This window comes from uncultured Methanofollis sp., from assembly GCF_937919355.1.
GTDB lineage: Archaea > Halobacteriota > Methanomicrobia > Methanomicrobiales > Methanofollaceae > Methanofollis.
In genome coordinates this window covers 1-26505 of the sequence record NZ_CALFSA010000229.1, presented here as the reverse complement: position 1 = coordinate 26505, position 26505 = coordinate 1, and the positions used below count along the sequence as shown (strand labels likewise).

26 protein-coding genes are annotated in these 26505 nt (G+C 59.3%); 9 read left to right on the top strand and 17 right to left on the bottom strand.

Annotation, left to right across the window (positions count from 1 at the left end):
* From Q0520_RS11280 to zupT, 3 genes are all read right to left on the bottom strand, one after another.
* On the bottom strand, positions 1-310 hold a 310-nt coding region (locus Q0520_RS11280), incomplete at its 3' end, for a hypothetical protein (protein ID WP_298670151.1).
* Positions 307-984 (bottom strand): hypothetical protein, encoded by a 678-nt coding sequence (locus Q0520_RS11275; protein ID WP_298670149.1) that lies wholly within the window; start codon positions 982-984, stop codon positions 307-309. The genes Q0520_RS11280 and Q0520_RS11275, both read right to left, overlap by 4 nt.
* A 314-nt stretch (positions 985-1298) precedes the next feature.
* On the bottom strand, positions 1299-2090 hold the full coding sequence (gene zupT / locus Q0520_RS11270; protein ID WP_298670147.1) for a zinc transporter ZupT: 792 nt from the start codon (positions 2088-2090) through the stop codon (positions 1299-1301).
* A 322-nt stretch (positions 2091-2412) separates the two neighbouring features.
* Between zupT and Q0520_RS11265 the strand changes: the two genes are divergently transcribed.
* On the top strand, positions 2413-3603 hold the full coding sequence (locus tag Q0520_RS11265; RefSeq protein WP_298670145.1) for an META domain-containing protein: 1191 nt from the start codon (positions 2413-2415) through the stop codon (positions 3601-3603).
* Positions 3604-3614: 11 nt separating this feature from the next.
* Here Q0520_RS11265 and Q0520_RS11260 read toward each other — a convergent pair whose 3' ends face one another.
* The 7 genes from Q0520_RS11260 to Q0520_RS11230 form a co-directional block, all read right to left on the bottom strand.
* On the bottom strand, positions 3615-4658 hold the full coding sequence (locus Q0520_RS11260) for a hypothetical protein (protein WP_298670143.1): 1044 nt from the start codon (positions 4656-4658) through the stop codon (positions 3615-3617).
* 191 nt (positions 4659-4849) lie between these two features.
* Complete coding sequence (locus tag Q0520_RS11255) at positions 4850-5566, bottom strand: type IV pilin N-terminal domain-containing protein (protein ID WP_298670141.1); 717 nt, start codon at positions 5564-5566, stop codon at positions 4850-4852.
* On the bottom strand, positions 5560-6258 hold the full coding sequence (locus Q0520_RS11250; protein WP_298670139.1) for a type IV pilin N-terminal domain-containing protein: 699 nt from the start codon (positions 6256-6258) through the stop codon (positions 5560-5562). Before Q0520_RS11250 ends, Q0520_RS11255 begins: the two co-directional genes overlap by 7 nt.
* Before the next feature lie 23 nt (positions 6259-6281).
* Positions 6282-6935, bottom strand: coding sequence for a type IV pilin N-terminal domain-containing protein (locus Q0520_RS11245; protein ID WP_298670137.1), 654 nt, complete (start codon positions 6933-6935; stop codon positions 6282-6284).
* A complete protein-coding gene (locus Q0520_RS11240; protein WP_298670135.1) occupies positions 6932-7552 on the bottom strand; it encodes a type IV pilin N-terminal domain-containing protein in 621 nt (206 codons plus the stop codon). Before Q0520_RS11240 ends, Q0520_RS11245 begins: the two co-directional genes overlap by 4 nt.
* 26 nt (positions 7553-7578) lie before the next feature.
* Positions 7579-8235, bottom strand: coding sequence for a type IV pilin (locus Q0520_RS11235; RefSeq protein WP_298670133.1), 657 nt, complete (start codon positions 8233-8235; stop codon positions 7579-7581).
* On the bottom strand, positions 8229-8903 hold the full coding sequence (locus tag Q0520_RS11230) for a type IV pilin N-terminal domain-containing protein (RefSeq protein ID WP_298670130.1): 675 nt from the start codon (positions 8901-8903) through the stop codon (positions 8229-8231). The genes Q0520_RS11235 and Q0520_RS11230 overlap by 7 nt, the downstream gene beginning before the upstream one ends.
* Positions 8904-9286: 383 nt before the next feature.
* On the opposite strand from Q0520_RS11230, the gene Q0520_RS11225 reads away from it, so the two are divergent.
* Genes Q0520_RS11225 through Q0520_RS11190 form a run of 8 tightly spaced genes read left to right on the top strand, consistent with a single transcriptional unit; the run spans position 9287 to position 19027 of the window.
* Positions 9287-11680 carry a PGF-CTERM sorting domain-containing protein gene (locus tag Q0520_RS11225; protein ID WP_298670127.1) on the top strand — a complete coding sequence of 798 codons (2394 nt, stop codon included), beginning with the start codon at positions 9287-9289 and terminating at the stop codon, positions 11678-11680.
* A 2-nt stretch (positions 11681-11682) separates the two neighbouring features.
* Entirely contained in the window at positions 11683-13374 is a 1692-nt protein-coding gene (locus Q0520_RS11220) for a hypothetical protein (protein ID WP_298670125.1), read from the top strand.
* Positions 13371-14927, top strand: a complete 1557-nt coding sequence (locus Q0520_RS11215; RefSeq protein ID WP_298670123.1) for a type II/IV secretion system ATPase subunit — start codon at positions 13371-13373, stop codon at positions 14925-14927. Before Q0520_RS11220 ends, Q0520_RS11215 begins: the two co-directional genes overlap by 4 nt.
* Positions 14924-16720: a type II secretion system F family protein gene (locus Q0520_RS11210; RefSeq protein ID WP_298670121.1), complete on the top strand. Its 1797-nt coding sequence runs from the start codon at positions 14924-14926 to the stop codon at positions 16718-16720. Before Q0520_RS11215 ends, Q0520_RS11210 begins: the two co-directional genes overlap by 4 nt.
* Positions 16721-16730: 10 nt before the next feature.
* Positions 16731-17156 (top strand): type IV pilin N-terminal domain-containing protein, encoded by a 426-nt coding sequence (locus tag Q0520_RS11205; protein ID WP_298670119.1) that lies wholly within the window; start codon positions 16731-16733, stop codon positions 17154-17156.
* Between the two features lies 1 nt (position 17157).
* Positions 17158-17994 carry a hypothetical protein gene (locus tag Q0520_RS11200; RefSeq protein WP_298670117.1) on the top strand — a complete coding sequence of 279 codons (837 nt, stop codon included), beginning with the start codon at positions 17158-17160 and terminating at the stop codon, positions 17992-17994.
* Complete coding sequence (locus Q0520_RS11195; protein WP_298670115.1) at positions 17988-18479, top strand: type IV pilin N-terminal domain-containing protein; 492 nt, start codon at positions 17988-17990, stop codon at positions 18477-18479. Before Q0520_RS11200 ends, Q0520_RS11195 begins: the two co-directional genes overlap by 7 nt.
* Before the next feature lie 38 nt (positions 18480-18517).
* Complete coding sequence (locus Q0520_RS11190) at positions 18518-19027, top strand: type IV pilin N-terminal domain-containing protein (RefSeq protein ID WP_298670113.1); 510 nt, start codon at positions 18518-18520, stop codon at positions 19025-19027.
* 133 nt (positions 19028-19160) lie between these two features.
* On the opposite strand, the gene Q0520_RS11185 is transcribed toward Q0520_RS11190, so the two are convergent.
* The 7 genes from Q0520_RS11185 to Q0520_RS11155 all read right to left on the bottom strand — a co-directional run.
* A complete protein-coding gene (locus Q0520_RS11185; protein ID WP_298670111.1) occupies positions 19161-20078 on the bottom strand; it encodes a hypothetical protein in 918 nt (305 codons plus the stop codon).
* 152 nt (positions 20079-20230) lie between these two features.
* Positions 20231-20794, bottom strand: a complete 564-nt coding sequence (locus Q0520_RS11180) for a helix-turn-helix domain-containing protein (protein WP_298670109.1) — start codon at positions 20792-20794, stop codon at positions 20231-20233.
* A gap of 129 nt (positions 20795-20923) precedes the next feature.
* A complete protein-coding gene (locus tag Q0520_RS11175; protein ID WP_298670107.1) occupies positions 20924-22330 on the bottom strand; it encodes an MFS transporter in 1407 nt (468 codons plus the stop codon).
* 243 nt (positions 22331-22573) lie between these two features.
* Positions 22574-23875, bottom strand: coding sequence for an APC family permease (locus tag Q0520_RS11170; protein ID WP_298670105.1), 1302 nt, complete (start codon positions 23873-23875; stop codon positions 22574-22576).
* A gap of 9 nt (positions 23876-23884) precedes the next feature.
* Positions 23885-24805 (bottom strand): acetamidase/formamidase family protein, encoded by a 921-nt coding sequence (locus Q0520_RS11165; protein ID WP_298670103.1) that lies wholly within the window; start codon positions 24803-24805, stop codon positions 23885-23887.
* Positions 24806-25128: 323 nt separating this feature from the next.
* Positions 25129-25905, bottom strand: a complete 777-nt coding sequence (locus Q0520_RS11160; protein WP_298670101.1) for an ABC transporter ATP-binding protein — start codon at positions 25903-25905, stop codon at positions 25129-25131.
* A partial coding sequence (locus tag Q0520_RS11155; RefSeq protein ID WP_298670100.1) for an iron ABC transporter permease occupies positions 25905-26505 on the bottom strand: 601 nt, incomplete at its 5' end. The genes Q0520_RS11155 and Q0520_RS11160, both read right to left, overlap by 1 nt.

Genomic DNA, 26505 nt, shown 5'->3' with positions numbered 1-26505 from the left:
TCGGCATGACAACGCGCCGCGGCGCGTTGTCAGCACGCGGAGCCTGACGTGTTGTGTCACGCCCGCATTTCTGCATCTTCTGGATGTTCAGATCCTCGAACACAATTGTACCGAACCGGTCCACCAACTGCCGGGAGGTCTGGTGAGCAAAATTGAGTCGTCTGCTGGCGATCCGTTCATTATACAGTGCCAGTCTCCTCCTGCAGGTCATCTTTTCCTGCCGGAGGAGGTGAGGAGTTCTGGAGTGGCCAGACGGGACAGTAGCATCAGGGGAGTATGTCACGTGAGGGTTTTTCCCGGAGTCCTTCATTCGTCGTACCCGACGATCTTTCTCAGTCCTCTGGCATAGTCGCTCTTTTGCCTGCTCTCCGGGAGGAGCTGGAGGACTTCAAGCGCTCTCTCGTAGCGCTGGGCTGCATAGGAGTAGTCGTCAGAGAACGTGCCATGGGCGGGGAGCGGTCCCCCCGAACACCCGGGTGTGCATAAGACTATGAGGGCCTCACGCTCTTCGGGCGAACCCGCGGTGATGACCCTCCCATGCATGCAGAAGGCCTCAAGGGGGACGAACCGGCCATAGATGCCGCCGTCAAAAAGCCATGTCCTGTTTCCTGAAGACTGAAGACCCTGCATCTTTTCCTTCAACGTCTCGATCTGGCGGGCATAGTCGCCCCGGGAAATATATTCCTGGATGCCCAGCACCTCCAGTTGTTCGTCGGTGAGCAGCACCCGTATGCCGTCAAGGGGTCGTTTCTGAACATGGATGATATTGCGGCATGATGGGCACTTCTTCGATGCATTCGGTTTCTCTTTCAAATACGCATCGCAGTACGGGCAGAGAGGTTCGACATTCCCGATGGGCCGCAGGTCGTGGGGGACCACCTTGATGATCTTATCGATCAGGAGATTATAATCGAGAGGTCCTGCCGCGCCCCCTGATACGGGGATGTCCGGCCATACCCCGCACTGGTTGTGAGAATTTACCATGATACCCACCTGCGGGGCGCCGGCGACCCCGGAACTTCACTCCTCTGGTCCATACATGTCTCCCTGTCCCGGTCTCCGAAAAATACCTTCAATAATCATATTTGCCACACGTCTGGCGGTTGCACTATATCATATGCAAGGCGTCGTGAACGATACTGTCCCATATTTATTACAATGTTTAATATGGTTTATGCTTTTTTTATCGGGGTATTATCGTGCACTGTTTATTTTCAGAACGTACGAAGAAGAAAAATTGACCTTGAAATCTGGTGACACTCCTGATCTGCCATGAGGGGAAATGCAGAGAGGCCAACTCACATCACCGCAAGGACCACGGCCATCAGGGTCATGCCGGCGATCAGGCCGTAGATCGAGAGGTGCGCCTCCCCGTACTCCCGCGCTGCCGGGAGGAGTTCGTCGAGGGCGACAAAGACCATGATGCCTGCGACCACAGCAAAGATGACGCCGGTGAGTGCGGCGTCCATGACAGGGGAGAGGATAAGGAAAACGATCAGGGCGCCGACCGGTTCGGCGATGCCGGAGAGGAGAGAGTACCCAAAGGCCTGCACCCTGCTCCCTGTCGCGTAATAGATCGGGACGGAGACCGCGATGCCCTCGGGAATGTTGTGGATGGCGATGGCGACTGCGATCGCAGCGCCAAGACCGGGGTCGATGAGGGCGCTGGAGAAGGTTACCATGCCTTCGGGCATGTTATGGAGAGCGATCGCACCGGCGGCGACGATGCCTGTCCGGTAGAGGCCGGCAGACCCCGATCCCCGGACCGGGGCGGAGACCTCCTCCACCCGCCTCATCTCGTGAGGGTTCTGGGGGAAGGGGACGAGGCGGTCGATCACGGCGATGCCGATCATGCCGCCGAAGAAGGCGACCGAGGCCCGCCCAACGCCGACGGCGTCCCTCGCGAGAGTGAGGAACTCCACAAAAGAGATGTAGACCATGACACCGGCCGAGAAGCCGAGGCCGACCGAGAGCAGACGGGTGTTTGTCCTGCTGGTGAAGAAGACGATAAGGCTCCCGATACCGGTCGAGAGACCGGCGAGGAGGGTCAACCCGAAGGCCACCCAGACAGAGGCGGGATCGATCGTCATGCAGGCAGAAGACGATCGCCCGCACTGTTCTAATACTCACCGGTGCTTCTTCTCGAAGCGGGCTTTTGTGCAGAAAGCCGAGAAATGCTCGCGTGTCCCTGCATGACATCCCCCTCTGCCGAGTCAGCGACGTCCCCGGGCACCGTGATGAGCACCTGGAAGGACGGAGGGTGTCGTGCCCGCCGCCAGCCAATGACCCTATCCTTCCACAAAACGCCTATGGTGCCACAGATTCAGATTTAGGGCACGTATGGGTGCGAATATTCTCGCAGTCATGGGATCTTATATGTATCGATGGGATCCACTCCTCCTCATGCGACCTATGAAGGACACCATGCGAAAGGCCCTGCCCCTGGCGGGTACGGCCCTCGTCCTCGCCGCGTGTCTCCTTGCCGCCGGATGTACGGGGCAGGCACCTGGCGGGAATGAAACGGTCCCGGCGATCGACCTGGACGGCACCACCTGGGACCTCGTCTCGTACGCACAGAACGGTTCGATGGTGAACGCCCTCGAAGGGACGCCTGTCACCCTTGTGTTCGGCGAGAACAAAACCGCCGGTGGTTCTGCCGGGTGCAACCACTACTCCGCTTCATACACCGTGAATGGTAAAGCGATCACCTTCGGCCCCGCAGGCTCGACGCTGATGTACTGCATGAAGCCGGGCGTGATGGACCAGGAGAGTGCGTACCTTGGACTCCTTGGCACGGTGAAGACCTATGAGTTCAGGGACGGGGCCCTGACCTTCTTCGACGGGAACGGCACCGCAGTCCTTGAGTTCAAGAAGCATGTGCCGCCCACACCCGAACCCCTCGTCGGGACAGACTGGACTCTCGCGTCCTATCACACCGGTGACGCCATCAGTTCGGTCATCGCCGGCACGACCGTCACCGCCGTCTTCACAGAGGACGGCTTCGGAGGTTCGGCCGGGTGCAACCACTACTTCGGGACATACACCGTGGACGGCGCGAAGATGACGGTCGGCGCACTCGGGTTCACCGAGATGTACTGCGAGAACCCGGGCGTGATGGACCAGGAGAGCACCTACCTCGGGCTCCTCGGTTCGGTCGCCTCCTTCGCGATCGAGGGAGAAGAACTGACCCTGATGGATGCAAACGGCACGAAGGTCCTGATGTTTGTGAAGGCCGTCCCACCCGAGCCAGAACCCCTTGTCGGGACGAACTGGACACTTGAGTCCCTCCACACCGGCGACGCCGTCAGTTCGGTCATTGCAGGATCCGGGATCACCGCCGTCTTCGGGGATGACGGCAAAGTCACGGGTTCGGCCGGGTGCAACAACTACTTCGCCTCCTACAACCTCTCGGGGTCGTCCCTGACATTCGGGCCGGCAGGGTCCACGAAGATGTCCTGCGCCGAACCCGAGGGGGTCATGGAGCAGGAAAGTACCTACCTTGGCCTCCTTGAAGCGATGAAGAGTTATACCATCGAGGGGGACCGTCTCTCCCTCCTGGATGAGAACGGTACGGCAGTCCTCGACTTCAGGGCGAAGGCCTGAAAATATCTTTTTTACTCCTTCTCCCCTTGCCTCTCCTCCCCGCAGGGTTCAGGGAGAGGAAAGCATATCCCTGCCCCGACCGGACGGTCGTCCGCAAACTCCCTGCAGGCGAGGAGGGCGAGGAAGGGCAGGGCCATGATCCAGTAATGGAGAAATTGCCTGATCAGGACCGTCAGAACAAACAGGAGGGCAAAAAGGCCCAGGGCTTTTTCGGGAGGTGTCCTGAGCCCCCGCCGTGCAACGCTCGCCCCGGCAAAGAGGAGGGTCGGCAGGACCATCGCAATGCTTGCCACCAGGTTGACGACAAGGCTAAAAGAACTCTCAGAACGATAATTCGGTATCTCCGGGATCTCTGAGCCGGAGAGGTAGGCCGGGGCGACCCCGCATGTCCAGAAAAGGGCTCCGGAGACTGCATCGGCGCCATATGCCAGGTACATCACACCGAAGGGGAGAAGGGCGGCCGTCACCGCCGGGAGGACGAAGCGGTGGTAGCGGCGGTCGCCCTCGGCCCGCATCAACAGCAGGAGGGGGACTGCACCGAGGACCGCATACTGCTTGAACCCGCAGGCGAGGCCGAGGGCAAGGCCAGACCCGGCAAAACGCGACCGACGTGCGAGGGCATATGCGCAGAGGACCAGGAAGACCGCAAACTGTTCGCTGAAGAGGAAATATCCCTGCACAAGTCCGGCACCGACAAGGTACAGGAGACCCGCCGAATATCCGGCGACTCGCCCGTAGTCCTCGACCCCGATCCGCCAGAGAATGAGTGCCGACCCCACATTCAGGGCGGCCATCACCACGCCGTCTGCGGCACCGCCCGGGACGAGATGGTCCAGCAGGGCGATGGTGAAATAGAGCAGAGGTGGCTTCGGGTCGACGAAATCGACATACGGCGTCATGCCCGCGAGGATAGTCCCGGCCATCTCATGAAAACGCTGGCCGTCGATACCGCCCCAGCCTGCATCCATGTGGGCGAAGAAGAAGGCGATGACTGCGGCGACGGCGATGTAACTGATCAGGACGGAAGTGTCCCTCAGGGAGAAGGTACCGGTCACCCCGTCTCCTCCCTGTGCAGTCGCCGCCTGTGCGGGGCATCAGGGAAGGAAAGGGGCGGCGCGGCGTACATGCTCAGAGATATGTCCTTTCAGGTATAAACATTGGTGAAATTGGCAGTCCTCCGGGCACCTCCGGACCGTCTGATCAGGGTGCCGCACCGAAAAGAGGGGAGGGGCCTGTGGGCGGCGGCTCAGAAAACATGCTCGGGTTCCAGGAACCCGGAGGAGTACACCACGCCGGTCTTGACGTCGGAGAGGGCATATTCACTGCCGCCGTCGACATTGACCGCACCGCTCGACCACCCGTAGCCCCCGCGAGAACAGGCGAATCCGAGTTTCGCCGAGGGGTTTGGGTCCCATGAAGATGGTTCTCCCGGTGCGTCGTAATACTCGCAGTAGATGATGAACCGATCGCCGGGCTCCACGATCGGGTCCTTCAGTTCTTCGAGGGTAAGACCGCTGCCGAATTTCTGCATCCTATACCCGGTCGCGTTTTTGGGAAGTGTGACGCACCATCTTCCTCTGCCATTCTGTTCCCCGCTGTCCTCGACATACTTCAGGCTGACAGGGTCGTTATAGGTCATCGTAAACGTTCCCTGGTAACCAAAGCCGATGCCCGTCATGGAGTACTTCAGGTCCCTGAGGTCCAGGGTGCCGCCGCCGGTATTTTTAAAGACGATCCCGATCTGTGCATAGGTCCATTGAGGAGGCTGTACATCCTTGTACCCTCCGGAAGATATCCCAACCAATTCCACCTGAGCATTCGATCCCGTCTCGACATCGCCGGTAAGAGCGGTTGCAAAGGAACTGACCACCGCTGCAATGATGATCGTCACGACGAGCATCAGCATCACCCCGACGACCGGGGAGACGGCATGCTCGGCGTCCTGCACCCCCGGTATCACCATGTCGCCACCACATCCCTATCATACACCGTCTGGCCGCTTGGCGTGTGGATGATCGTCACATGGACGACAGACCCCTCCTGGAAGCCGTATGTCATGCGGTCAGTTGCATCAAACCCAAGGAACGCGTTTCTGTCCTTGAACCAGTATGATTCGCCCGGTTTAAAGAGGCAGGCACCAAAGTGCGGGATGCCGGCACCGACCATGCCATCGCCAGGCGCAAGACTGTTCAGGTTCGAATCAGGGAGGCAATAACCATTCACCTGGGGGACGAAGGGGTCATAGTTCTCATCCCACGCATCGTCCTGGCCGATCGCACCGTCCAGCGTGTGTTTGATGACCCTGCCGGCATTTTTCAGGGGGATGCCGTTATAGGTCTCCGGGACCGTGTAGGTGAGAATGATCTTGAGGTCCGCTGAATTGAGCGTGTCTCCCGAGACCATGGTCAGCACCGCACACTCGGGGGCCGGGCCGGGCGCATTAGATTTCGCCCCGTTTCCAACTTCGTCCCCTGCACGGATGCTGATGTCAAACGCCGTCGTCGGCGCCGGTTCGGCCGAATCGCTCAGGCCGCCAGAGAAACTGCTGACAAGCGCGGCGACGATGATCGTCACGACAAGCATGAGCATGACCCCGATGACCGGCGAGACCGCACTCTCCGGTTCAGGGCTTATTCTCTCTTTGCACATTGTCATTCACCCATTCTGAAAAGCCAGCCTCACCGTATGATGAGCGTGCCCCTCTGGATGGGCTTGCCGCTCAACTGGTCGGTGATCGTGTACTCGAAGGGGACATGTGCCTGTACCTTGAACGTGCCGCCTGACCCCTCGGGAGACCAGGTGAGGAACCGTCCCTTCACCACATTTTTGTCTTCGGCGAGGGTGCTGTCATAACAGTCATCGGCGACGATCCTGAACGAGTCGCCGACGGTGACCAGTTCGTCTCCTCCGCCGGGGAGTGCGAAATAGGTCTCCTTCTCTTCGGGATCTTTTATGAATTTCAGTTTCGATTTATCAACCGCCGCGGAGGTGTTGAGGTGCGTCTTCATATTGAAGTTCATCACACTGTCCCCGTTTTTCAACTGGACAGTAATATCCCGAAGCGAAAAAGAATCCCCGCCAGAAAGACGGAACTCGATCCCATTGTTCAGTTTATCTGAATGATCGGGGAGTTCATTTGTCCTGTCTTTGTCTGTAATGCTGCAGATACAGGAGGCCGAGAGCGAGACCTGCGGTGCGAGTGTCTGGTCCTCTGCAACACTGCCGGAGAATGCACTCACCATGGCGGCTATGATGATCGTCACGACGAGCATCAGCATCACCCCGACGACCGGAGAGACTGCATCGTCCTCTTTTCTGTATTTTTCAATCATTGTACAATCACCCTGCCGCTGAAAAGGCTCTTCTGGCTCGGGAGATGGATGATCTCGACGTCAACCGCCGAGCCTCTCCCAAAACCAAATTTTTCACGCTCCTCTGCCGTCGTGATCTCAAAGCCGAGCACCATCCCGGTGCCTGCAGACCCTCCCGTGCTCATGACGTCACCTGAGGCGAAGGTGTACTCCCCGAAGTTCGTCTCAGCGTCGCCTGGTTTGCCGCACGCGACATCATTCAGGTACGGGACCTTGACGGAGGCGACCTCCTCGCCATGGATGATCATGCCTTTCACGCCAGCGGTCGAGGACGTCACCTCACCGCGCTGCATGGTCTTCTGCGTCGATGCCGGCGGCGTGTAATAACTGAGTATCCGCAGGTCGGACGTCGGGATACTGCTGCCCCCGTGGTGTTCGATCAGCATGACATACTGGTCCCTGTGGTCTCCTCCGTCGGAGATCATTTTTACGTCGATGGCGGCCGAGGGTGTGGTCTCGGTGTTCCCAAAGGCATCGCCGGCAAATGCCGATACAAATGCGGCGATGATGATCGTCACCACCAGCATCAGCATCACGCCGATGACCGGGGAGACTGCGTCGTACGTCTCAGAACTCATTTTTTCTCTCTTCCTGGTCTGCCTGTTCATAACACGCTTCCTACAAGAGTGCCGGAGGCGATGACCGCCCCGGTGTTCCTGTCGCTGAGGGTGTACGTGGTCCTGCTGCTCACCTCGAACTCGCCGCTGGTGTACGGCGAACCCTCCATGCCGCGGTCAGAGACGTACGCCACACGCCCGTACCTGCTCGCGCCGTCCTCGATGTAGCGGTCAGCGTGGACCACAAACCTGTCACCTGCCTTGATTTTAGAATTGGCCACGCTCGTGGCAGCGCCCGCCGAGTCCCCGACACCGATCTTTTTCATGCGGTACGTAAAGTCAGAGGAGAGACGGGCCTCATCCGGTACAGGAGTATCGCGATATTTCGCGGACGGCGCATCCGTATAGGAGATGGAGACCTCGTCTCCCCCTGACAGGGTGGACTTCAGGTGAAGGTCAAGGTCCGAGAGCAGCAATGTCTCTCCCCCTCTGTTCTCGAAGACCAGGCCGATCTCGCCAAGACCGCCGCTCTGCCCTGTGAGCACCCCGACATACTCGACCAGGGTGCCTGGTGCGGCGTCTGTGTCAGAGACAAAACCGGTAGAAAATACGCTCACCGTCGCGGCGATGATGATCGTGACGACGACCATCAGCATCACCCCGACGACCGGGGAGACTGCCTCCTCTTCCCCTGCATTCACCACGGCACGACCACATCCTTATCAAAGATGACCTTCCCGCTGCCCGTGTGGACGATCATGACGTTCACGGTAACCCCTTCGCCAAATCCATAGTCGTGACACTTCTCTGTCTCAAACCCGAGGAAATTGTCACGGTCGAAGGTGAGGCGGCCGCCCGGGACGAGAATGGCCGTCCCGAATGTTTTATCCGCAGTTCTCGTGGAGACGACGCTGTCGTCATTGGTCACCTGCGGGGTAAACGGGTATCCTTTAGCCCCGGTATCAATGGCGTTCTCCTTTATCGGGGCAAGCGATCCGTCGATTGTGTGTTTTATGAGACGCCCGCGGTTCTCCTTCTCCACTTCACGGGAGCCAAAGGTCTCTGGCACGGTAAAAGAACTGACGATCTTGAGGTCTTTTGTCGCCAGCGGGTCGCCGCCGAGGTGTTCGATCGTCACGTTCTTCTCGTTCGGTCCGGCAAACATCTTGATTGCCAGCGTCGCCACCGGGGCGTTCTCGCTGGTAGACCCGAGGCCCCCGGCAAAACTGCTGACGATCGCGGCGATGATGATCGTCACCACGAGCATCAGCATCACCCCGACGACCGGAGAGACCGCATCGTCCCGTTCATACGGGTACAGTTTTTTCCTGCTCCGTAAGGGGGGTGCACTTTTCCGGAATTGTACAGTCATGGTGTTGTTTCTCCAATATGCAAGTAAATGTGAATTATAGCAATAAATTTGTACTATGTTATCCCGCAACCATAATTTAAACATTCCGTTAGTACAGGATGGCGTTTGTCGCGATTTATTAGAATTAAGCCATGCAACCTTGCATATCATGGTTGCATGCCGGTGTTGCATTGCGATCAAATAAAATAGCGATAAGTCAAATATTTTTGATATAACGGCAGACCGCTGCCTCAGGGAGTCTTACTATTATGAATCACTATCGGATCATAGCAGTCCTGTGTATAACCCTCCTTCTCATGGTCACAACCTCTCCGCTTGTTTCGGCGCGTTTCTCAACGCCTGAGGGGCCTAACGCAGGAATAAGTCCCGGAGATACTGTTTTTATGGGGGAAAGAATCTTAAACTTCTCGGCCTATTCAGACCCCGTAAAAGGAGACCCGGTGCGGATCGTAAGGATTGACGAGTCGGGACAGCAGGTCGACCCGATTGCGATCACCGGCAATGTCGCAAATTACATCCGCGGGAAAGCAGGGCAGTATTATCCTGTTTACAACGACGGGAGCCGGAGTGAGAGCACCTACTGCCTGATACAGGATGCTGCTGACTGCCTGGGGCAGATGAAGATACACACCGTCGGGACAGACATCGAACCTGATACCAACCCCGGCCGGCAGGACACCATCCCCTACCGCATGGACGTACAGTTCCAGATGCCCGACCACACCCTCCCCCTCAACCAGTTCCAGGACTCGCCATGGTATGAGTACGAACTGCAGGGCACTATCAAAACGAGCAGCATAATCAACACCGCAGGAAATACTGTCTCTCTCAAAGACCTCGCCGCAGACCCTGCAATACCGGACAATGATTTTGTGTTCCGTCTCTCCGACCAGAGGGCAATCTCTCCGGGCAGCGACGTAACAATGGTATTCCGCATGACCCTGAATGACCTGGACTATGAACTGCCGTATTCATTCAGGGTACAGGACTACCCGCTTACCCTTACGCTCTCCGAGAGTTCTGTGCAGCGCAACAACGACCTCACTCTCACCGTCCAGGGCATGCCCTTCATGCAGTATGACCTCAGCCTGCCTGTCCCTGAGAATGGAGAGGGCTTCCCGTTCTTCGATGGTGGCGGATGGGACGAACCAAAGGTCTCGGACTATCATGTGCGTGCCCACCCCGACTGGGATGGGAAGGTGCGGCTGAATATTCATATCCCGAAGGACGCTCCGCCCACCAGTTATACCGTCTCCGCCACCGGCCCCGATACCGTCCAGCCGGTGACGACGACCTTCTACGTCGACCAGAAAGCCATGGACCTGATCTTTGATGAACCGGATGAGAACCAGTACGTCCTTGGCGATATCATCGTATTGTCCGGGACCCTGAAAAATATCGACAAAACATCTGCAACAGATCTCATCCCGGTCTATCTCTCCGTCACAGGGCCCAACCTGCCCCCGAACGGTGCCCCTCTCACCGATCTGTCACAGGAAGTGGTGGACGCCGCACCTGATACATTCACCGTGACGTCCTACAACCCGGTCCTTGGAATGTGGAGTTACAGATGGGAGACATCGAAGTTCGCCGGCGATGACGGGACATACACCGTCCATGCCAACCTCCAGCCTATCGGGTACCAGAAGAGCAGTTATCCGGGCGCTCCCGGTTCCATCGACGGCGAAGTCCCCCCTTCATGGGAATACGAACTGAGCAGTCCGACAATTCACGCAAAGTTCGATGAAAAAACCGGGGGAGCATTTGCTCGCGGTGACTACCTCTATTCATGGTGGTATGCCAGGGGGAGTCCGGGCAACACGGGGATAACAGGTTCCACCGGCCACATGAAGTGGTACATCTTCGGCCCGAACTTCAGGTATGCCGACTTTAACTCCAGGTTCCCGCTCGGCGACGAAGGATCGTACGGGATCACTCACTCGCGCAACTTCACCTACGACCTCACACCGGGAGACTACTTCATCGTCTACCACCATCCCGGTCAGAACAACCAGTTCGACCTCCTGCCTGAGAATAACCTCTTCTTCAGGGGAGACCTGAACCAGATATTCGATACGGACGGCACGCTGAAAGTGAACCTTGGAGCCCTCGATACCAGAAACGCTGCCGATGCTCTGGTGAAGGCGCTGGACTCGCCCTCCATCGACGACATATACACGATGGACACCTTCACCGTTGACGCCCCCGTGGTTCAGATCAGGTCGCCCGGCGACCTTGTTGTCGGTGATAAACTGGTCGTCAAAGGAAAGACCAACCTTGCCGGAAAGGGGACAACCGCCGATGGAACAGATGTTGCCGACAAATTAACACTGAAGATCACCGCACTTGACCTCTACGATGGGGGCAAGGCAAATACCGTCATGAAGATCCCGGTCGACTACACTGTCCCGGGGAAGTACGAACCCTCCACAGGACTTCGCCCGTTTTCGTACGATCCCATCGACACCAGTTCATGGTACCCGGGAATGTACGAGGTCACCGTCCAGTGCAAGGAGGTCAGGTATAAGAGCACCAGTACCTTTGAACTCCACAGGGAAGGAAGCCAGAGGACTTCTTCAGTGAGCGAACCCGAGCAGGACCCGTCCCTTCAAACCCTTCCATCGTCTCCGTCTCCGACCTTCACCCCCTATGCAAGCCTGACACAGACCCAGGTCCCGGAGACCACGCCCACACCCATGACGACACAGTCCCCCGGTTTTGAAGCATACATTGCGGTTGTTGCACTTGTCGGGGCGTTGATCGCGAGGAGGAGATAAGTGTGGACCTCGCCTTCGACGAGTCCGTGTTCAAGAAAGTCATCGCCATCCTTGTGATAGCGATAATTATCGTTAGTGCCCTCGCCATCCTCAGGTTCTCCGGCTTTCTCGGCGGCGGGGGCGACGGCCCCCTCGGTCCTGGTCAGGTCCCGGCCACCCCCGGGCCTGACGGACCCGACCTCCACGGCCAGGAAAAACAGGTCGCCGGCCCGAAGTCCTATAACTGGACCTATCGCGGGACAGGAATGGAGATGGACCTCTACATCTCCAACGCCACCTACCAGCGCTTTGTCTCCTCGCCATACGGGGTCTATGAGGACAAACCGCAGAGAATGGCAGAGTACGTCGTGACAGACGGCGATGACGGGGTCGTCGGCACCATCGCGGAATGGTTCCTCGCCACCTCCCTGGCCTCGGGCTACGGTGACACCGACACCGTCGGCAACGTCCTCGCCTTTGTAAAGAGCCTCGCATACACCACAGACGAAGAACGCCGGCAGACCGGTGCATACCCGAACTACCCTGTCATCACCCTTGCGACCGGGGAAGGGGACAGCGAGGACCACGCCGTCCTTGCCGCCGCCATCCTCGATAAGATGGGGTATGGCGTCTCCCTCCTGTACTACCCCGCAAAGATCGACCGGCGCACGATCATCCCCGAAGCCACCGCGCTCGGACTCGTCAGTGACGGCACAATCCCCGGACGGCACTACGGGGTCGTTACAGAGACCCGGACGGGCAGGTTTGTCTACGACGCAAGGAACGAGACATGTCTCGCCACTCTCCCTGAAGGCCGCGGTGCCGACGCAGGGTGGTACTCGGGCGACGCCGTCTGGCACACAGCCACCTCTTCCGGTCCCCTTGACGACGTACGCTACTACCCGGCGAACAGGACCCTCGTCTCAGGGCCGGTGGACCTGCCCGACAACGTCACTGTCGTCATAGAGGACGCCGTCTGGAAACAACCGGTCCTCGTCACCGTTGCATGGGCCGTGAACACCACGGAGAAAGGCATTCCCCGCGGCGCATACGACGGGATGGAACCGTACTTCAATGGCGGAGACGGTCTCTGGACGGGCTGGACCCTTTCGCGGGACGACCGTCTCGATGCCGACACCACCATCGCCGGAGAGCAACCCCTCGGTGAAGACCCATCGTTCTCGGCGGACAGGAGTCTCACCGCGGCCCTTCGCATGCCTGTCTCCGAACTCTCCTCGCCGCCGGTCACCTGGCTGAAACCGGTGGGAGAATACTATGCAGACACCTGGTACCCGTCCGGGATCGCCTGGGACTATGACGACAGGTGGCACCTCCACGAGACCGTCCTCGATATGCAGGACACCCTGCTTGAGAACCCGGAGAGTTACTCGCTCCGTGGTGTCGCCGGGGTCGTCGCCCCTGTCCCCTGGCGGGTCACCTATACAGTTCGGAAGATGGACTCTGCCCACTCGGAGAAAGAGATGACCCCGTACAGCGACGTCAGGTTCGCCGTGTACCGCATCGAGGACGGTGCAGCGGTCTTTGACCGGACCTTCGGGTGGCAGACGGTCTATGGTGCGGACCTGCGGAAGGACGAAGCCGTCTTCGGCCCCGGAGAATACGCGCTGGCGGTCTTTGTCAGGAACTGCAAGGTGGATGTGGCCATTGAATATCATGGCAAACCGACCGAAAAGACCTATGCCGGAGGGATATGATGTTCGACATCCCCTTCATCTCCTCCCTCTTTAGAAAGAAGACACAGGAGACCCCCCGGGCTGAGACCGCAGCAGATGAAGTCCCCGACCCGTCCCCTTTCATCCTGGGCCTCCCCCCCGCAGACCCGGCAGCGGATATTGTCGAGCGCTACTGGCTGGTCCCCCCCTTCTCGTACGCCAGCATCTCCCGCGGGGACTCGGCCACCCTCAGGTACGAGATCGTCGAGCCCGGGGTCACGGAAAAAGAACTGATCATCCTTGAAGAGACATTTGAACAGCTCAGGGCGATGCTGATCTATGACACCGCCCGCAAAAGGGGCGAACTCGCCCTCGACCCGTCCCTCCTGAGAAAGGTGATCCGCTCCTTCGACCCGGAGATACCTGATGAACGGGTGGACGTCCTCGTATATTATCTCAGGCGCAACTTCATCGGCTACGGGAAACTCGACCCCCTGATGAACGACGATAAGATCGAGGACATCACCTGCAATGGCCCTGACATCCCGGTCTTTCTCTACCACCGGAAATATGCCAACATCCAGACAAACTGCATCTTTGACGATGAAGAGCTGAACAGGTTCGTGCTCAAACTCGCCCAGAAAGCCGACAAACAACTCTCACTCTCGACCCCGCTCGTCGACGCCGCCCTCCCCGAGGGGTCGAGGGCGCAGATCACCTACTCAGACATCATATCCTCGAAAGGGAGTTCTTTCACCATCAGGAAGTTCAAGGCCGACCCCATGACCCCGGCCAACCTCATCGCCAACCACACCTACGACCTCGACCTGATGGCCCACATCTGGCTTGCCGTCGAGAACAAGAAGAGCATGATCATCGCCGGCGGGACCGCGAGCGGCAAGACCTCGACGATGAACGCCGCCTCCTTCTTCATCCCCGCGGTGGCGAAGATCGTCTCCATCGAGGACACCCGCGAGATCCAGTTGCCGCATACCAACTGGCTGCCAATGCGGACGCGGGAGAGCGCCAGCGCAAGCGGCACAGGGAATGTCGGGATGTTCCACCTCCTGAAGGCGGCATTGCGCCAGCGGCCGGAGTATATCATCGTCGGCGAGGTGCGGGGCGAGGAGGCGCAGACCCTCTTCCAGGCAATGAACACCGGGCACACCACCTACTCCACCGTTCACGCAGGAAACGTGCGGGAGACGATAAACCGCCTGACCCACGACCCCATCAACGTCCCGGTGGCGATGTTCAACGCCCTCGACCTGGTGCTTGTCCAGAGTCTCCTCTATGATAAGGGCAGGGGGTTCCGCCGGTGCCTCTCGCTGAACGAGATCCATGTCGTCGACGATGAAATCAGGTGGGACCCGCTCTTTACCTGGGACCACCGGACAGACCGGTTTGTCAGGGTGTACGAGCACTCGGCCGTCTTTGATGAGATCGCCTACCAGAACGGGTGGGACAATGAGCAGTTAGAATCAGCGCTTGCGGTCCGGAGGGACGCCCTCGAGGAAATGGTCGGGAAAGGCGCCCTCACTCCCTCCATGGTCGGGCAGATGATACAGGACATTACGGTGCAGGAACAGCGATGACAGAGACTACACCCCCCGGTACCTTCAGGGATACGGTCGCACACTCATTGCTCGCGGCACACATCCCGGTCCCTGCCGTCCGATACCTGCAGTACGGTCTGGTCATAACCCTGCTCGCTGGATTCCTCTACGTACTCTCCATTCTCCTCCTCTCCCTCTTCGGGATCGAGGTCAACCTCCTCCCCGTCCTCCCGTACGGCATTACAGTCCTGATCGGTTTTATTGTCATAACCGGCCTGGTGCTTTCCGGCATCTGCCTCTACCCCGTCCTCCAGGCAGAAGGGCGCAGGACACGGATCGAGGCGGACCTCCCCCATGCAGTCACCTACATGCAGGCCCTCTCATCGACCTTCACGCTCTATGATATATTCAGGGCCGTCTACGAGGCCGGCGACCTCTACGGCGAGGTCTCGAAGGAGTGCGGGCTCATTGTGCGGGACGTCGAACTCTTCGGCCTCGACCTCCTCACCGCAATGCGGAATGTCCAGGAGGTCACGCCCTCGGCCAACTTCAAAGAACTGATCAACGACCTCTCGCTGGTCTACCGGAGTGGAGGGAGCCTTGTCAGTTTCTTCAACTCTAAATCGGAGACATACCGCGAACTCGCACGCCAGGAGCAGGAATCCCTCCTCCAGATCCTGGAGATGATCGCCGAGATCTACGTGACCGTGTTTGTCGCCGGCCCGATAGCGATCATCATCATGCTGGTGGCACAGAACCTCACCGGACAGAGCCAGCTTGCAGGCATCATGCCGCTCATGTACATCGGTCTCCCTCTGGGAGCGGTCGTGCTCATCTTCATCCTCTATGTCCTCCTCCCGCCCGACAACCTCGACGTCACGCGCCGCGAGGTACGGGACTCCGAGTTTGGTGCCGATATCCTGAGTGCCGACGCCAGGGAAGAACCTGACGAGAAGTTCCTCAAAAACCTGGAGTCCAGAAAACGCTGGTTGCGCCTGATGGAGATCCTCCGCCATCCCGGGACCTTCTTCATCTCCGACTATACGGTCGGGGCGGTGATGGGTGTTGGACTGCTCGTCGCCCTCTTCCTCAGTTACCGGTTTGGTCCCTTCAGATCAGTGTTCCCCACCTATACCATGGAGGTCTTCGTCTGTCTTGCCGTCATCGTAACCGTGGTGCCGGTGATGATAGCCTATGAGGCACGCCGCCGGTATGTCCTGAAGATCGAAGCGCAACTCCCCGAGTTCCTCGCCGAGATCGCGGATATGCGTGATATCGGTATGACGCTGCAGGGCGCCATCTTCATGGTCTCCAACACCTCGATGGGCGTCCTCTCCCATGAGGTGAAGATCGCCGCCGAAGAACTCAGGCTCGGGTCCAGCGTCTCGGGCGCTCTCGTACGGATGGAGGAGCGTATCGGTCTTGTCTCGGTGAAGAGGGCGATCTCGCTCCTTGTACGTGCAAGCGAGGTGACAGATTACATCCGCGAGGTCCTGACGATCGCGATCAACGACCTCCAGCACTACATCAAGATGAAGACCAAGCGGTTGAATGTCTCGTTCGTCTACCTGGCGGTGATCTATCTCTCGTTCGGCATCTACCTCTATTCGGCCTACCAGTTGAATGTCGCCTTTATCTCCAGTTTCTCCGCGTATGACGTCAGTTTTGATATCAGTACAAATGTCAGGGAGATGTTCAATGTTGGAATTATTATCGGGTTCTTCTCCGGGATCATGGCCGGGCAGCTCTCGTCGAACAGCGTACTTGCGGGCCTCAAGCATGTCTGCGTGATGCTGGCCGCGACAGTGGTCCTCTTTGTCTATATCATATGAGGCGTTTTCCATGAATGACAGAACAGAATACGATGAAGCGGTCTCCTCGGTCGTCGGCGAGATGATCATGATAGTGCTTGTCATCATCCTGGTCGCCCTCTTTGCCACGTCGGTATTCTCGCTCATCCCGGGCGGCCGGGACGCGAGCGTCGAGGTCGCAATGACGAATGTTTCCGACGACTCCACCGTGGTCTTCTGGCACAAAGGCGGGGACTGGGTGGAGAAGAAAGACCTGACAGTGGTCATTCTCAGGGAGGGACAGGACAGGAAAGAGTACACGTCCCCTGACGTCTCCCTCTATGACCACAACGGCGATCCCACCGGGGCATTCGACCTCGGCGGGCGCCTGGAGGTCGCCCCTGACCGTCCTCTTAAGGGCGGAGATATCGTGCGCCTGGTGACGCAGAAGAACGTCGTCTACTCGGGGGAGATCTGAGGTGGAGAAAGACGAAGCAGTCTCAACGGTGATCGCACTGATGCTGGTCCTCGGCATCATCGCCACGGCAATTGCGATCTACTCCGCGACCTATCTTCCCGGGCTGAAACAGCAGTCCGAGATCGAGCACTCCCACGAGGTGGCGGACGCCTTTGTCAGGTTCGGATCAGATATCGACCACGTGGTGTCGCAGAAGACCTCGGCCAGGTTCAGCGAACCGTTCTCCCTTGGCGGCGGCGATGTCCTCTTGAGTCCGGTCAGGTCGAGCGGGACGGTCACCATAGGGGATGAACCCCTGGTGAAGGTGACGGTCGATAATCATCCGCCGGCCTCCGCCTCTCTCGTGAATGTCTCGTACGTCCCCTCGTTTACCACCTGGGAACCGCAGGGGTACCGGTGGGAGTACGGTTTTGTCGAGGTGACGAAGGACGGGAGGGCGGTGCCGCAGTCTTCACGCTACTCCACGAGGGCCGCGGCCCTTGCAGACGGTGGGGCGTTCCTCGGGTCGTTCGTCGATGTGGTCGGTTCAGGCACTGACCTTGAGATCACCGTGGTGAACCTCACCCCGAAGGAAGGTGAAGCATTCATCACCGGGAGCGGGATCGCCACACTCACATTGAATGCAACGGCAGAAGAGGTCTCCGTGACCGGAGTGAGTCGCATCGTCTTTGAAGACCTCACGCCAGACTCCATGATGACCGACTGTCTGGATGCGATCTGCAATGATATCCCCTGCGACAGGTATGACCCTGATAAACACACGCTTGAGTTCGACCCTGTGGGAAATCCCGTGAGCGTGACTCTCAGGACCGTGACCGGAGAGGTGAGCGTATGCTAGGTGCGGAGAGGGAGACGGCGGTCTCGCCGGTCATCGGGGTGATGCTCCTCCTTGCGATCGTGATCGTACTCGCCGCACTCGTCGCCTCCTTTGCCGGCGGTGCGGTCGGTGCAAAGGAGAGGGCGCCCTCGGTGGACCTTGCGGTATACGCTGCAGGGAACGGGGACGGCTTCTGTATCGTCTTCGAGCACCGGGGCGGGGAGCAACTCGCTGTCAGAGACCTCAAGGTCACCACCTGGGTACACGGGAGTCGGTGCTCTGCGTCCCATGAAGGGAAAGACCTGGAAGAACTCCTCGGGGCCGATACCCTGAGGGCGGGGGATAGTCTGGATACCGGGGGCCTGAAGGCAACTGATGCATTCCTTGATCTTGAGGGGAAAGTGTCCGACCGGATCAAGGAGTCGGCCGTGGTGGAGGTGACGGTCTACCACCTGCCAAGCGGCGCTCTCCTTCATAAGAGCAGTATTCTCCTGAAGGAACGGTGAATGATATGCACACGAGTATAAATTCTACGGAGAATGCGGTGTCAGAGGTGATCGGGGTGATGCTGATGATCTCGGTCACGCTGATCATCGTGGCCCTGGTGGCGGTGTACGCCACCGGTGCGGCGGGAGAGGACGATCAACCGGTCAGGGCAGACCTGATTGCGTCCGAGGTGGTCCATGATACAGAAACCGGCGAGTATATGGTCGTCTTCGAGCACATGGCCGGCGACCCGCTCGCCCTCGACCAGGTGCAGGTGAGCCTTGGCGTGCGGGACGACGCCACGCAGCATGTCGTCATCAGGAATGGTCCTGACAATTCTGGAAGAACAGAGTACTTCGAGAGTTTCTCGGGTGACGACGACCAGGTGCACCTCGGTGACAGGTTCGTCCTGTACGCCGATGAAGGAGATACGGACGGCATCTCCTGGGGAGAAGGAGGAGGAAAGTTCACGGTCGAGTCGGGTCATTACCTCACCTACCGCTTCATAGACCGGCGGACAGGCGCACCGATCTCGTCGGGCGAGATCATGATACCATATTTTAGGTGAGAGAGGATCTCAGTCAGATTATAAGATTGAAAAGGGATGAAAGGTGGGCGATCAAAAAATAGCGCTCATGGGTTTCCCCACTCTGCGGTCTCCCACCTTCTCCTCATCTGGGGCATCGGGACGCTTTCTGAGTTTAAACATTTGCCCGGAGCGTAACTGTCCCTCCTTTTTCAGAGGTCTCACCGCTGTTCAAGACCGTGCCGTCTTTCTCTATGATGGCGGAGAGTGTCCCATTGCCGGTGCCGGACTTTTGAACATTCAGGCGGACCAGTCCGCTCACGTCGCCCAGGTAATATGTCTCATTATCTCCGGACCCCTCGATGGATGTATCGGTTTCATTCACGGCATACCACCCCTTCCATCTCTCTTCAGAGGAGACCGAAATTTTCACCCCGCTTCTGAAGATGAGGTCTGGCTCCACAGCGTACGAGACCGACACAGCGCCATTCGGTTCAGAGGTACTGTTCCCGGCGAGTTTCCGGAAATGTGCGTCATGGATGCCGATGGTCAGCGAATTATTCGATGCATCGAGTTTCCGTGCGCTCATATGGACAGCCAGGTCACTTGAATTATAGGAATAGACCTTCCAGCCTGTCCCGTTCACCGGGTGTATCCCCTCGTCTGAAGGGACCTCAGCCTCCCACGGCCCATCGTACAGCACATTCAGGAGATATTCCTTCGGACCTCCGGTGTGAGCATTCAGTTCGTACCGGCCTGTCGAAAGATTGCAGGTGAACATGACCGCCCCGCCCGGCACCGGGGTGTTCCCTTCCACGAGCACTCTCTCTCCGCGAGAGAGGGACACCACCATGGGATCTGGAGAAAGACCGGTTTTATAAAATGTACCTGCAACTTCGCCTGACCCTGTTCCCAGCGGGATGGTCGTCGGGCCTTCGCCGGAGAGAACGACTTCGTCTCCATCATCGAGGATATAGGACCCGTTCCATGCTCCCCCGGTCGCGACGTTGATCGCGGCGGGTTCTGAGAGGCATCCCGAGATGAAAAGCACCGATAGAAGGAGCAGTGCCAGTGATATTTCTTTGAGTCTCATGTATTTTTACATGGGGGCAGTAATACATAACTATTTGTATATTTTATTTGATATGGGTCAACGGATATCCCCAAGGGCGATCCAGAGCGTGCCTCTTGAGGCAGAGTGCCGTCCCGCCCCTTCTGTCTGGAAGCAGGTCACGGGCCGGAGACCTAGTCCTGCCGTATGACGGCGATGGCCCCGTGGTCCCCGTCCTCGAAGACGGCCGGGACCGTCCAGACGACATAGGCGCCGCACTCCCCCTCAAGGGGGTGCCAGGTGCCGTTGCCGTCCTTTTTCCCCCTCACCGCCACCTCAAGGTACCCGGCGTCGGCCAGGAGGTCGAGGACAGCACAGGGCGTCTCCGAGACGGGGACGCCGACAATCTCGCCCTCCTCCATGTTGAAACGAGCGCAGAAGAGTGCATTGACGTGCCTGACCCTCAGGTCCGAACCGACGGTGACGGCGGGGTCGGGCAGGAAAGGAAAGAGTGTCGAGACCGGGAAGCGCACGGCGAGGCGGTAGACCCTTGCCGACCCGACGACCTGCATCTCGACCCTCCCCGCAATGACGAGCATGTTCACGTACTTCGCAACTGAGTTGCGGTTAAGGTCGATCTTCCGGGAGATATCAGAGATCGAGAGACCATGGGTCTCCTCCTCCAGCAGGTCCAGGATACGCGCCTTTCCGTCCTCGCACCCCGGAAGGGCCGGGCGCTGCTCCCTCTTCTCCATCATATCCATATTATTTTCGTTATGATCACATAAATGGATTAACCCCTGGAGACGGGAAAAAGACCATGCAGCAGATACTCCATCCTCAAAGCGCCGGAGAGGATGTCAGGGCCAGAGGGAATCGCCCACCTTTCAGGCCCGCTGTGTCTCCTCCCGCACCCGCCCCCGCGCCAGGGAGAAGAAGACACCGAGGACGCAGAGACCGACAAAGAGCATGAATGCCAGGTCCACGCTGGAGAGGAGTTGCGCGTGCTCGGCCGGGGTGATCGCCACCCGCCCGATGACCACAGAGAAGATCATCATCACGGCCCCCATCGAGAGCATCATGCCGACCTGGCGGGAGGTCGCAAGGGTGGCCGAGGCCACGCCGTAGTAGCGCTTCTCCACCGAACTCATGATGGCATTGGTGTTCGGCGAGGAGAAAAGGGCGTAGCCGGTGCCGAGGACGACGAGGGAGACGAGGATGTACGGGTACGGGGTCTCTTCGGTGAGTACTGAGAGCATGGCGAGACCGACGGCGCAGACCGCCATCCCGGCCGAAGCGACGATGCGGGGCTCCATGCGGTCGGAGAGTTTCCCTGCCGCGGGGGAGAGGAGGGCCTGGACGATGGGCTGGGCGATCAGGATGAGTCCTGCCGTCTGGGGGTCGAGGCCGCGGTTGAACTGGAGGTAGAGGGAGAGGAGGAAACCGACCGCGAAGGTGGCGCTGTAGTTGATCAGGGCGGCAAGGTTGGAGAAGGTGAAGACATGGTTCTCCCTGAAGATCCGCACCTGAAGGACGGGGTTTTTTGTCCGCATCTCCATCCTGACAAAGAAGGCGAGGCCGCAGGCCCCGAGAGCGAGGTACACCCAGCCTGCCGCCTCAGGGATGCGGGAGAGGCCGTACATCAGGGCAAGGAGGGTCGCCCCGTAGACGACCGAACCGGTGAGGTCGAAGGGTTCGGGGCGGGGCGCCGACCACTCGCCCCGCGACCGCAGGGTGAGGACGACGGCGAGGAGGCCGAGAGGTACGGCGGCGAGAAAGATGCTCCGCCACCCGAGGTGCTGGGTCAGAACCCCCCCGATGAAGGGGCCCATGGAGAGGCCCGTATAGACGGCGGCGACATTGATCCCGAGCACCCTCCCGCGCTCGCCTGCAGGGAAGACCGCGGTGAGCACTGCCACGGCGGTCACGGCGGTCATGGCGGCGCCGACCCCCTGGGCCATGCGCAGGGCGATGAGGACGTGCACCGAGGGCGAGAGGCCGCAGACGAGGGTCGAGAGGGTAAAGATGACGATCCCGGCGAGAAAGACCTTCTTCATACCCTTGATATCGGCGAGTCGCCCGAAGGGGACAAGACAGATCGCCGAGGCGAGGAGGAAGGCGGTCTGGACCCAGCCGAGGAGGATGGCATCTGCCATGAACTCCTCCCCGATGGCAGGGAGGGCGATGTTGATGGACGAACTCATGAAGGGCGTGAGGAATGCGGCGACCGTGGCGATGATGAGGATATACCGCCGGTCAGGGGCCTCCTTCTCCTCGCAAAGACGGGGGATCATAATAACGGGAAGTGATTGTATCTCCCCAGATATGAATGCCGTGACGTGACCGGTCGGAAAAATCAGAGGGAAAGACGGAGCGACCGGAGGGACGAGGACCCCTCCCTATCGCAATGATGGGGGACCAGAAGGTGAAATCCCCCCGGTACAGGTGCAAAAACAGGATAATCTGAGTCAAGAGTCATTTCATTGATGGAACGGAGGGACAGGATCAGGTCCGGGATGACCTCCCAGAAAAAAAAATTATTCCACCGGGAGGGTGGTCTTCACCTTGAAACCTTTCGTGATGATGGCGAGGTACACGATCCCGATGATCACCCAGGCAAACCCGATCTCTTTTGCGAAGATGTCGAGGCTGTACCAGATCGCCCCGGTGAGGAAGAACCCGATCGCCGGGATGACGGCCATCTTCGGGGTCTCCTCGATCGCGATGAACCGGTAGGCAAGCGAGAGGTGCAGGAGCATGAAGGTCGTCAGCGCCCCGAAGTTGACCAGGGACGAGAGGTCCTGAAGGGTCAGCACATAGAGGAGCACGCCGGTGATGACGGCGACGGTGACGATCGAGATGTACGGCGACTTGTACGTCGGGTGGAGTTTCGCAAAGATGGCCGGGATATGCCCCTGGCGTCCCATCGAGAAGAGGACACGGGAGACGCTGGCCTGGGCGACAAGACAGTTGCCGACACCCCAGGCGATGACCGTGCCGAGCATGCAGAGGACCTGGAGCCAGTCCCCGCCTGTCTCCTGCGCGATGAAGAAGAAGGCGACGTCGGGGTCCTCGAAGGTGGCGCCCGGATGGATCACCGCACCGAAGTAGGTGAGCGAGATGAAGAAGAAGGCGACAAGCGGGATGACTATGAGGGCCGCCTTGCTCACGACCTTCCGCGCCTCGACAGTCTCCTCGGCCAGGGTGGTCATCATGTCGAAGCCCAGGAAACTGAGCACGGCCACGGAAGCGCCTGACAGGATGGCCCCTACGCTGAAGGTCTCCGGGTTATAGAACGGTGCAAGCGTGAACGAGAGCGACGGGTCGGTGATGATCTTTGCGGCGGCGGCGAGGACAAAGATCACAAAGACGGCGATCTCGAAGAAGAAGAGTCCCATTGTCACCTTTGCGGCCCGCTTGATCCCCAGGATATTCAGGACCGTCGCAGGGACGAGGAAGACAAGGGCCCAGAGGTAGAAGGGGAGACCTGTCGCCGCTTCGATCCAGAGGGCCGAGACCAGGATGACCAGGCCGGGAATGAGGATATAGTCGAGGAGGAGCGCCCACCCCGCGAGGAAACCGACATGCGATCCTAAACTTTCACGCACGTAGGCATAGGCCGACCCCGCTTCAGGGAAACGGTAGGCGCACTGGCCATAGGCCCAGGCGGTGAACGACATGACGATCGCAGCGAGGAGGTAGACGAGAGGGACATGCCCGTCAGAGAGGACAGCGACGATCCCGTAGATCCCCATCGGGGCGATGGGCACCATGGCGATGAGTGCGAAGGCGACGAGGTCCCGCAGGCGCAGGACACGGTCGAGTTTTTCTTCTGCCATATCCCCGCCTCACGCGTCCATGTGCAGCGCTTCAAGGAGCGCACCTATCGTCATCATACTCTTCGGAATTCTGACCCTGATGGTCTTTCTCGGGTTGACGAGTTGGCTCACGCCGGCGTCGACGACGAGGCTTGCGAGCATGTAGGCGTCTTCCCAGGAGAGGTCGTTGGCCTTTGCAAGGGCGCTGACAGCGGAGGAGAACCCTTCTTCAAAGGCTTCGGAAAGGTCTTTGTCGGAGACCAGGATGAAGAAGGCGTCGTCGGTCTCGAGGACAGGCCATGCCGGGGCTAGGCCCTTGCAGAGGTCGACTCTCACGGTGACCTCGGCCGGCACCTCGCAGGCGGCGACGCAGGCCTCGCCGTCTCCCATGACGGCATGGACATCGCCGAGGGCGAGGAGTCCGTCGTCGCGGAAGACCGGGAGGTAGAGGGTAGCGCCGGTAGAAATGAGCGTGGTGTCGAGGTTGCCGCCATGGCGCCCCGGGTTGCCGCAGGAAGTCTCTTCGTCGCTGGCGACTCCGATGACGCCGATCATCGGCCTGGCCGGGATCGTGATGCCGCAGAAATGGACAGATCCGTCCCTGACCTGGCAGATCCTGGTCGTCGACTTCTTGGTCTCCGCACCCAGCACACCGGCGTCGGGGATGGTGACAATGGTCCCGCGCCTGCCCGGGGCTATCTCAAGGACCCTGACCTTGAGGGCGTCGCCCCGTACCGCCCCGTCGATGGCGACAGGGCCTGTGGCGGGGTTGATCCGCGAGAAATCGATCCCGGAGACATACTGGTCTTCGGCGGTGATCTGGTTGGAAAAGCAGTCGAGGGTTGTAAAAGCAATGACATCCCCGGGTTTGGCCTTCTCCACGGGGGAACTGGAGGGGCCGAAGGCGAAGATGCACCTGTCATCACTGATATGATGGAAAGAACGCTGCATTGTTCTGAAATCTCCTGGCAATCCATCGGGTGGAGATGAAATACCAGAGTGTGAGGTTTGCGCCGGTGGGGGAAATAGAGTTCGACTTACTCCGGCAATACGGGGCGGGATTGATAAAATGCAGGAATATTATGCGAGAAGCGTTTTTTCTGGCGAATTGCGCCGATTATTCCTGCGATGGATAATATTGTGTACCGGGATATACTCTGGACGAGATACCGCATGCTCTCTCTTTTCTTCCTCTCTTCCCGGCACAGGGATGAGCATGTCATGCCATGGCAGGGCACGGCGCCCTGCTTCCCTGATGCACACGGCGCGCAGGGTCACTCCTCTCGCAGCGGCCGTATCGGGAAGATGTACGGCACGCCGTCTCTCTCCTCGACCGTCACCTCGACTCCGTAGACATCGGCGATCACCTCAGGCGTGAGGACGCCTGCAGGAGACCCCCGTGCATGGACCTCTCCCCTCTTCAGGACGATGAGGTCAGTGCAGAACCGCGCCGCAAGGGAGAGGTCGTGGATCGCCATGACGACGAGACGGCCCTTTTCCCGTGCGAGATGGCGCACGACCTCGAGCACCTCCATCCCGTTTCGCAGGTCGAGGGCGCTCGTCGGTTCGTCGAGGAGGAGGAGGGGCGAACCCTGGGCAAGGGCGCGGGCGATCATCACCCTCTGGCGTTCGCCGCCCGAGAGGGTGCCGACCTCCCTGAAGGCGAAGTCCTCGATGCCGAGGAGTTCCAGGGCCCGTATCACCTCTTCCTCGTCTTCCTCCCGTATCCGCCAGGAGATGTGAGGACGGCGGCCCATCAGGACCGTCTCATAGACAGTTGCCCGTGAGTTGTTCGCGACGCCCTGCGGGACATAGGCAATTCTCCTCGCCACCTCTGACCGCGGCAGGGCCGCGACTTCCTCGCCGTCGAGGTCCACCGAACCCCGTGTTCTGAGGATGCCGTCGATGCACTTGATCAGGGTCGTCTTGCCCGACCCGTTCGGGCCGACGAGGCCGAGGACCGCGGGCCCCTCCGCGGCAAAGGTGACGCCGGAGAGCACCTGCCTGTCGCGGTACGAGAAAGACAGGTCTCTCACCTGAAGGCGGACCATCAGGCATTCCTCCCGCGGAGGAAGAGGTAGATGAAGAAGGGGACGCCGAGGAACGCCGTCATGATCCCGACGGGGAGGACCTCCGGTGCAAGGAGGGTCCGTGCGAGACAGTCGGCGCCAAGGAGGAGGAGGGCCCCGACAAGGCCGGAGGCCGGGAGGAGGAAACGGTGGTCTGTGCCGATGGCCATCCTGGTGATATGGGGCGCCACGAGCCCGATGAATCCGATTGTCCCGGTGAAGCAGATGATCGCGGCGGTGATGAGGGAGGCGATGAGCATGAAGATTGTCATCGACCTCTTCACCGGGACGCCGAGACTCTCCGCGATGTCGTCCCCCTCGGCAAGGGCGTTGAGGTCCCATGCCCGCCAGATGAGATAGGGCGTGCAGAGGGCGATGATGAGGGTGACGATGCCGAGGCTTGTCCAGTCTGTCCGGCCGAGAGACCCGAACATCCAGAAGACGACCTCCTGCACCTCCTCTGAGGTGCCGAGGTATTGAAGGAGGGAGGTGACCGCGGAGAAGAGGTACATGAGGGCGATGCCGGCAAGTATCATCGACTCGGCGCCGAGACCGCGGTACCGGGCCATCGCATAGATGACT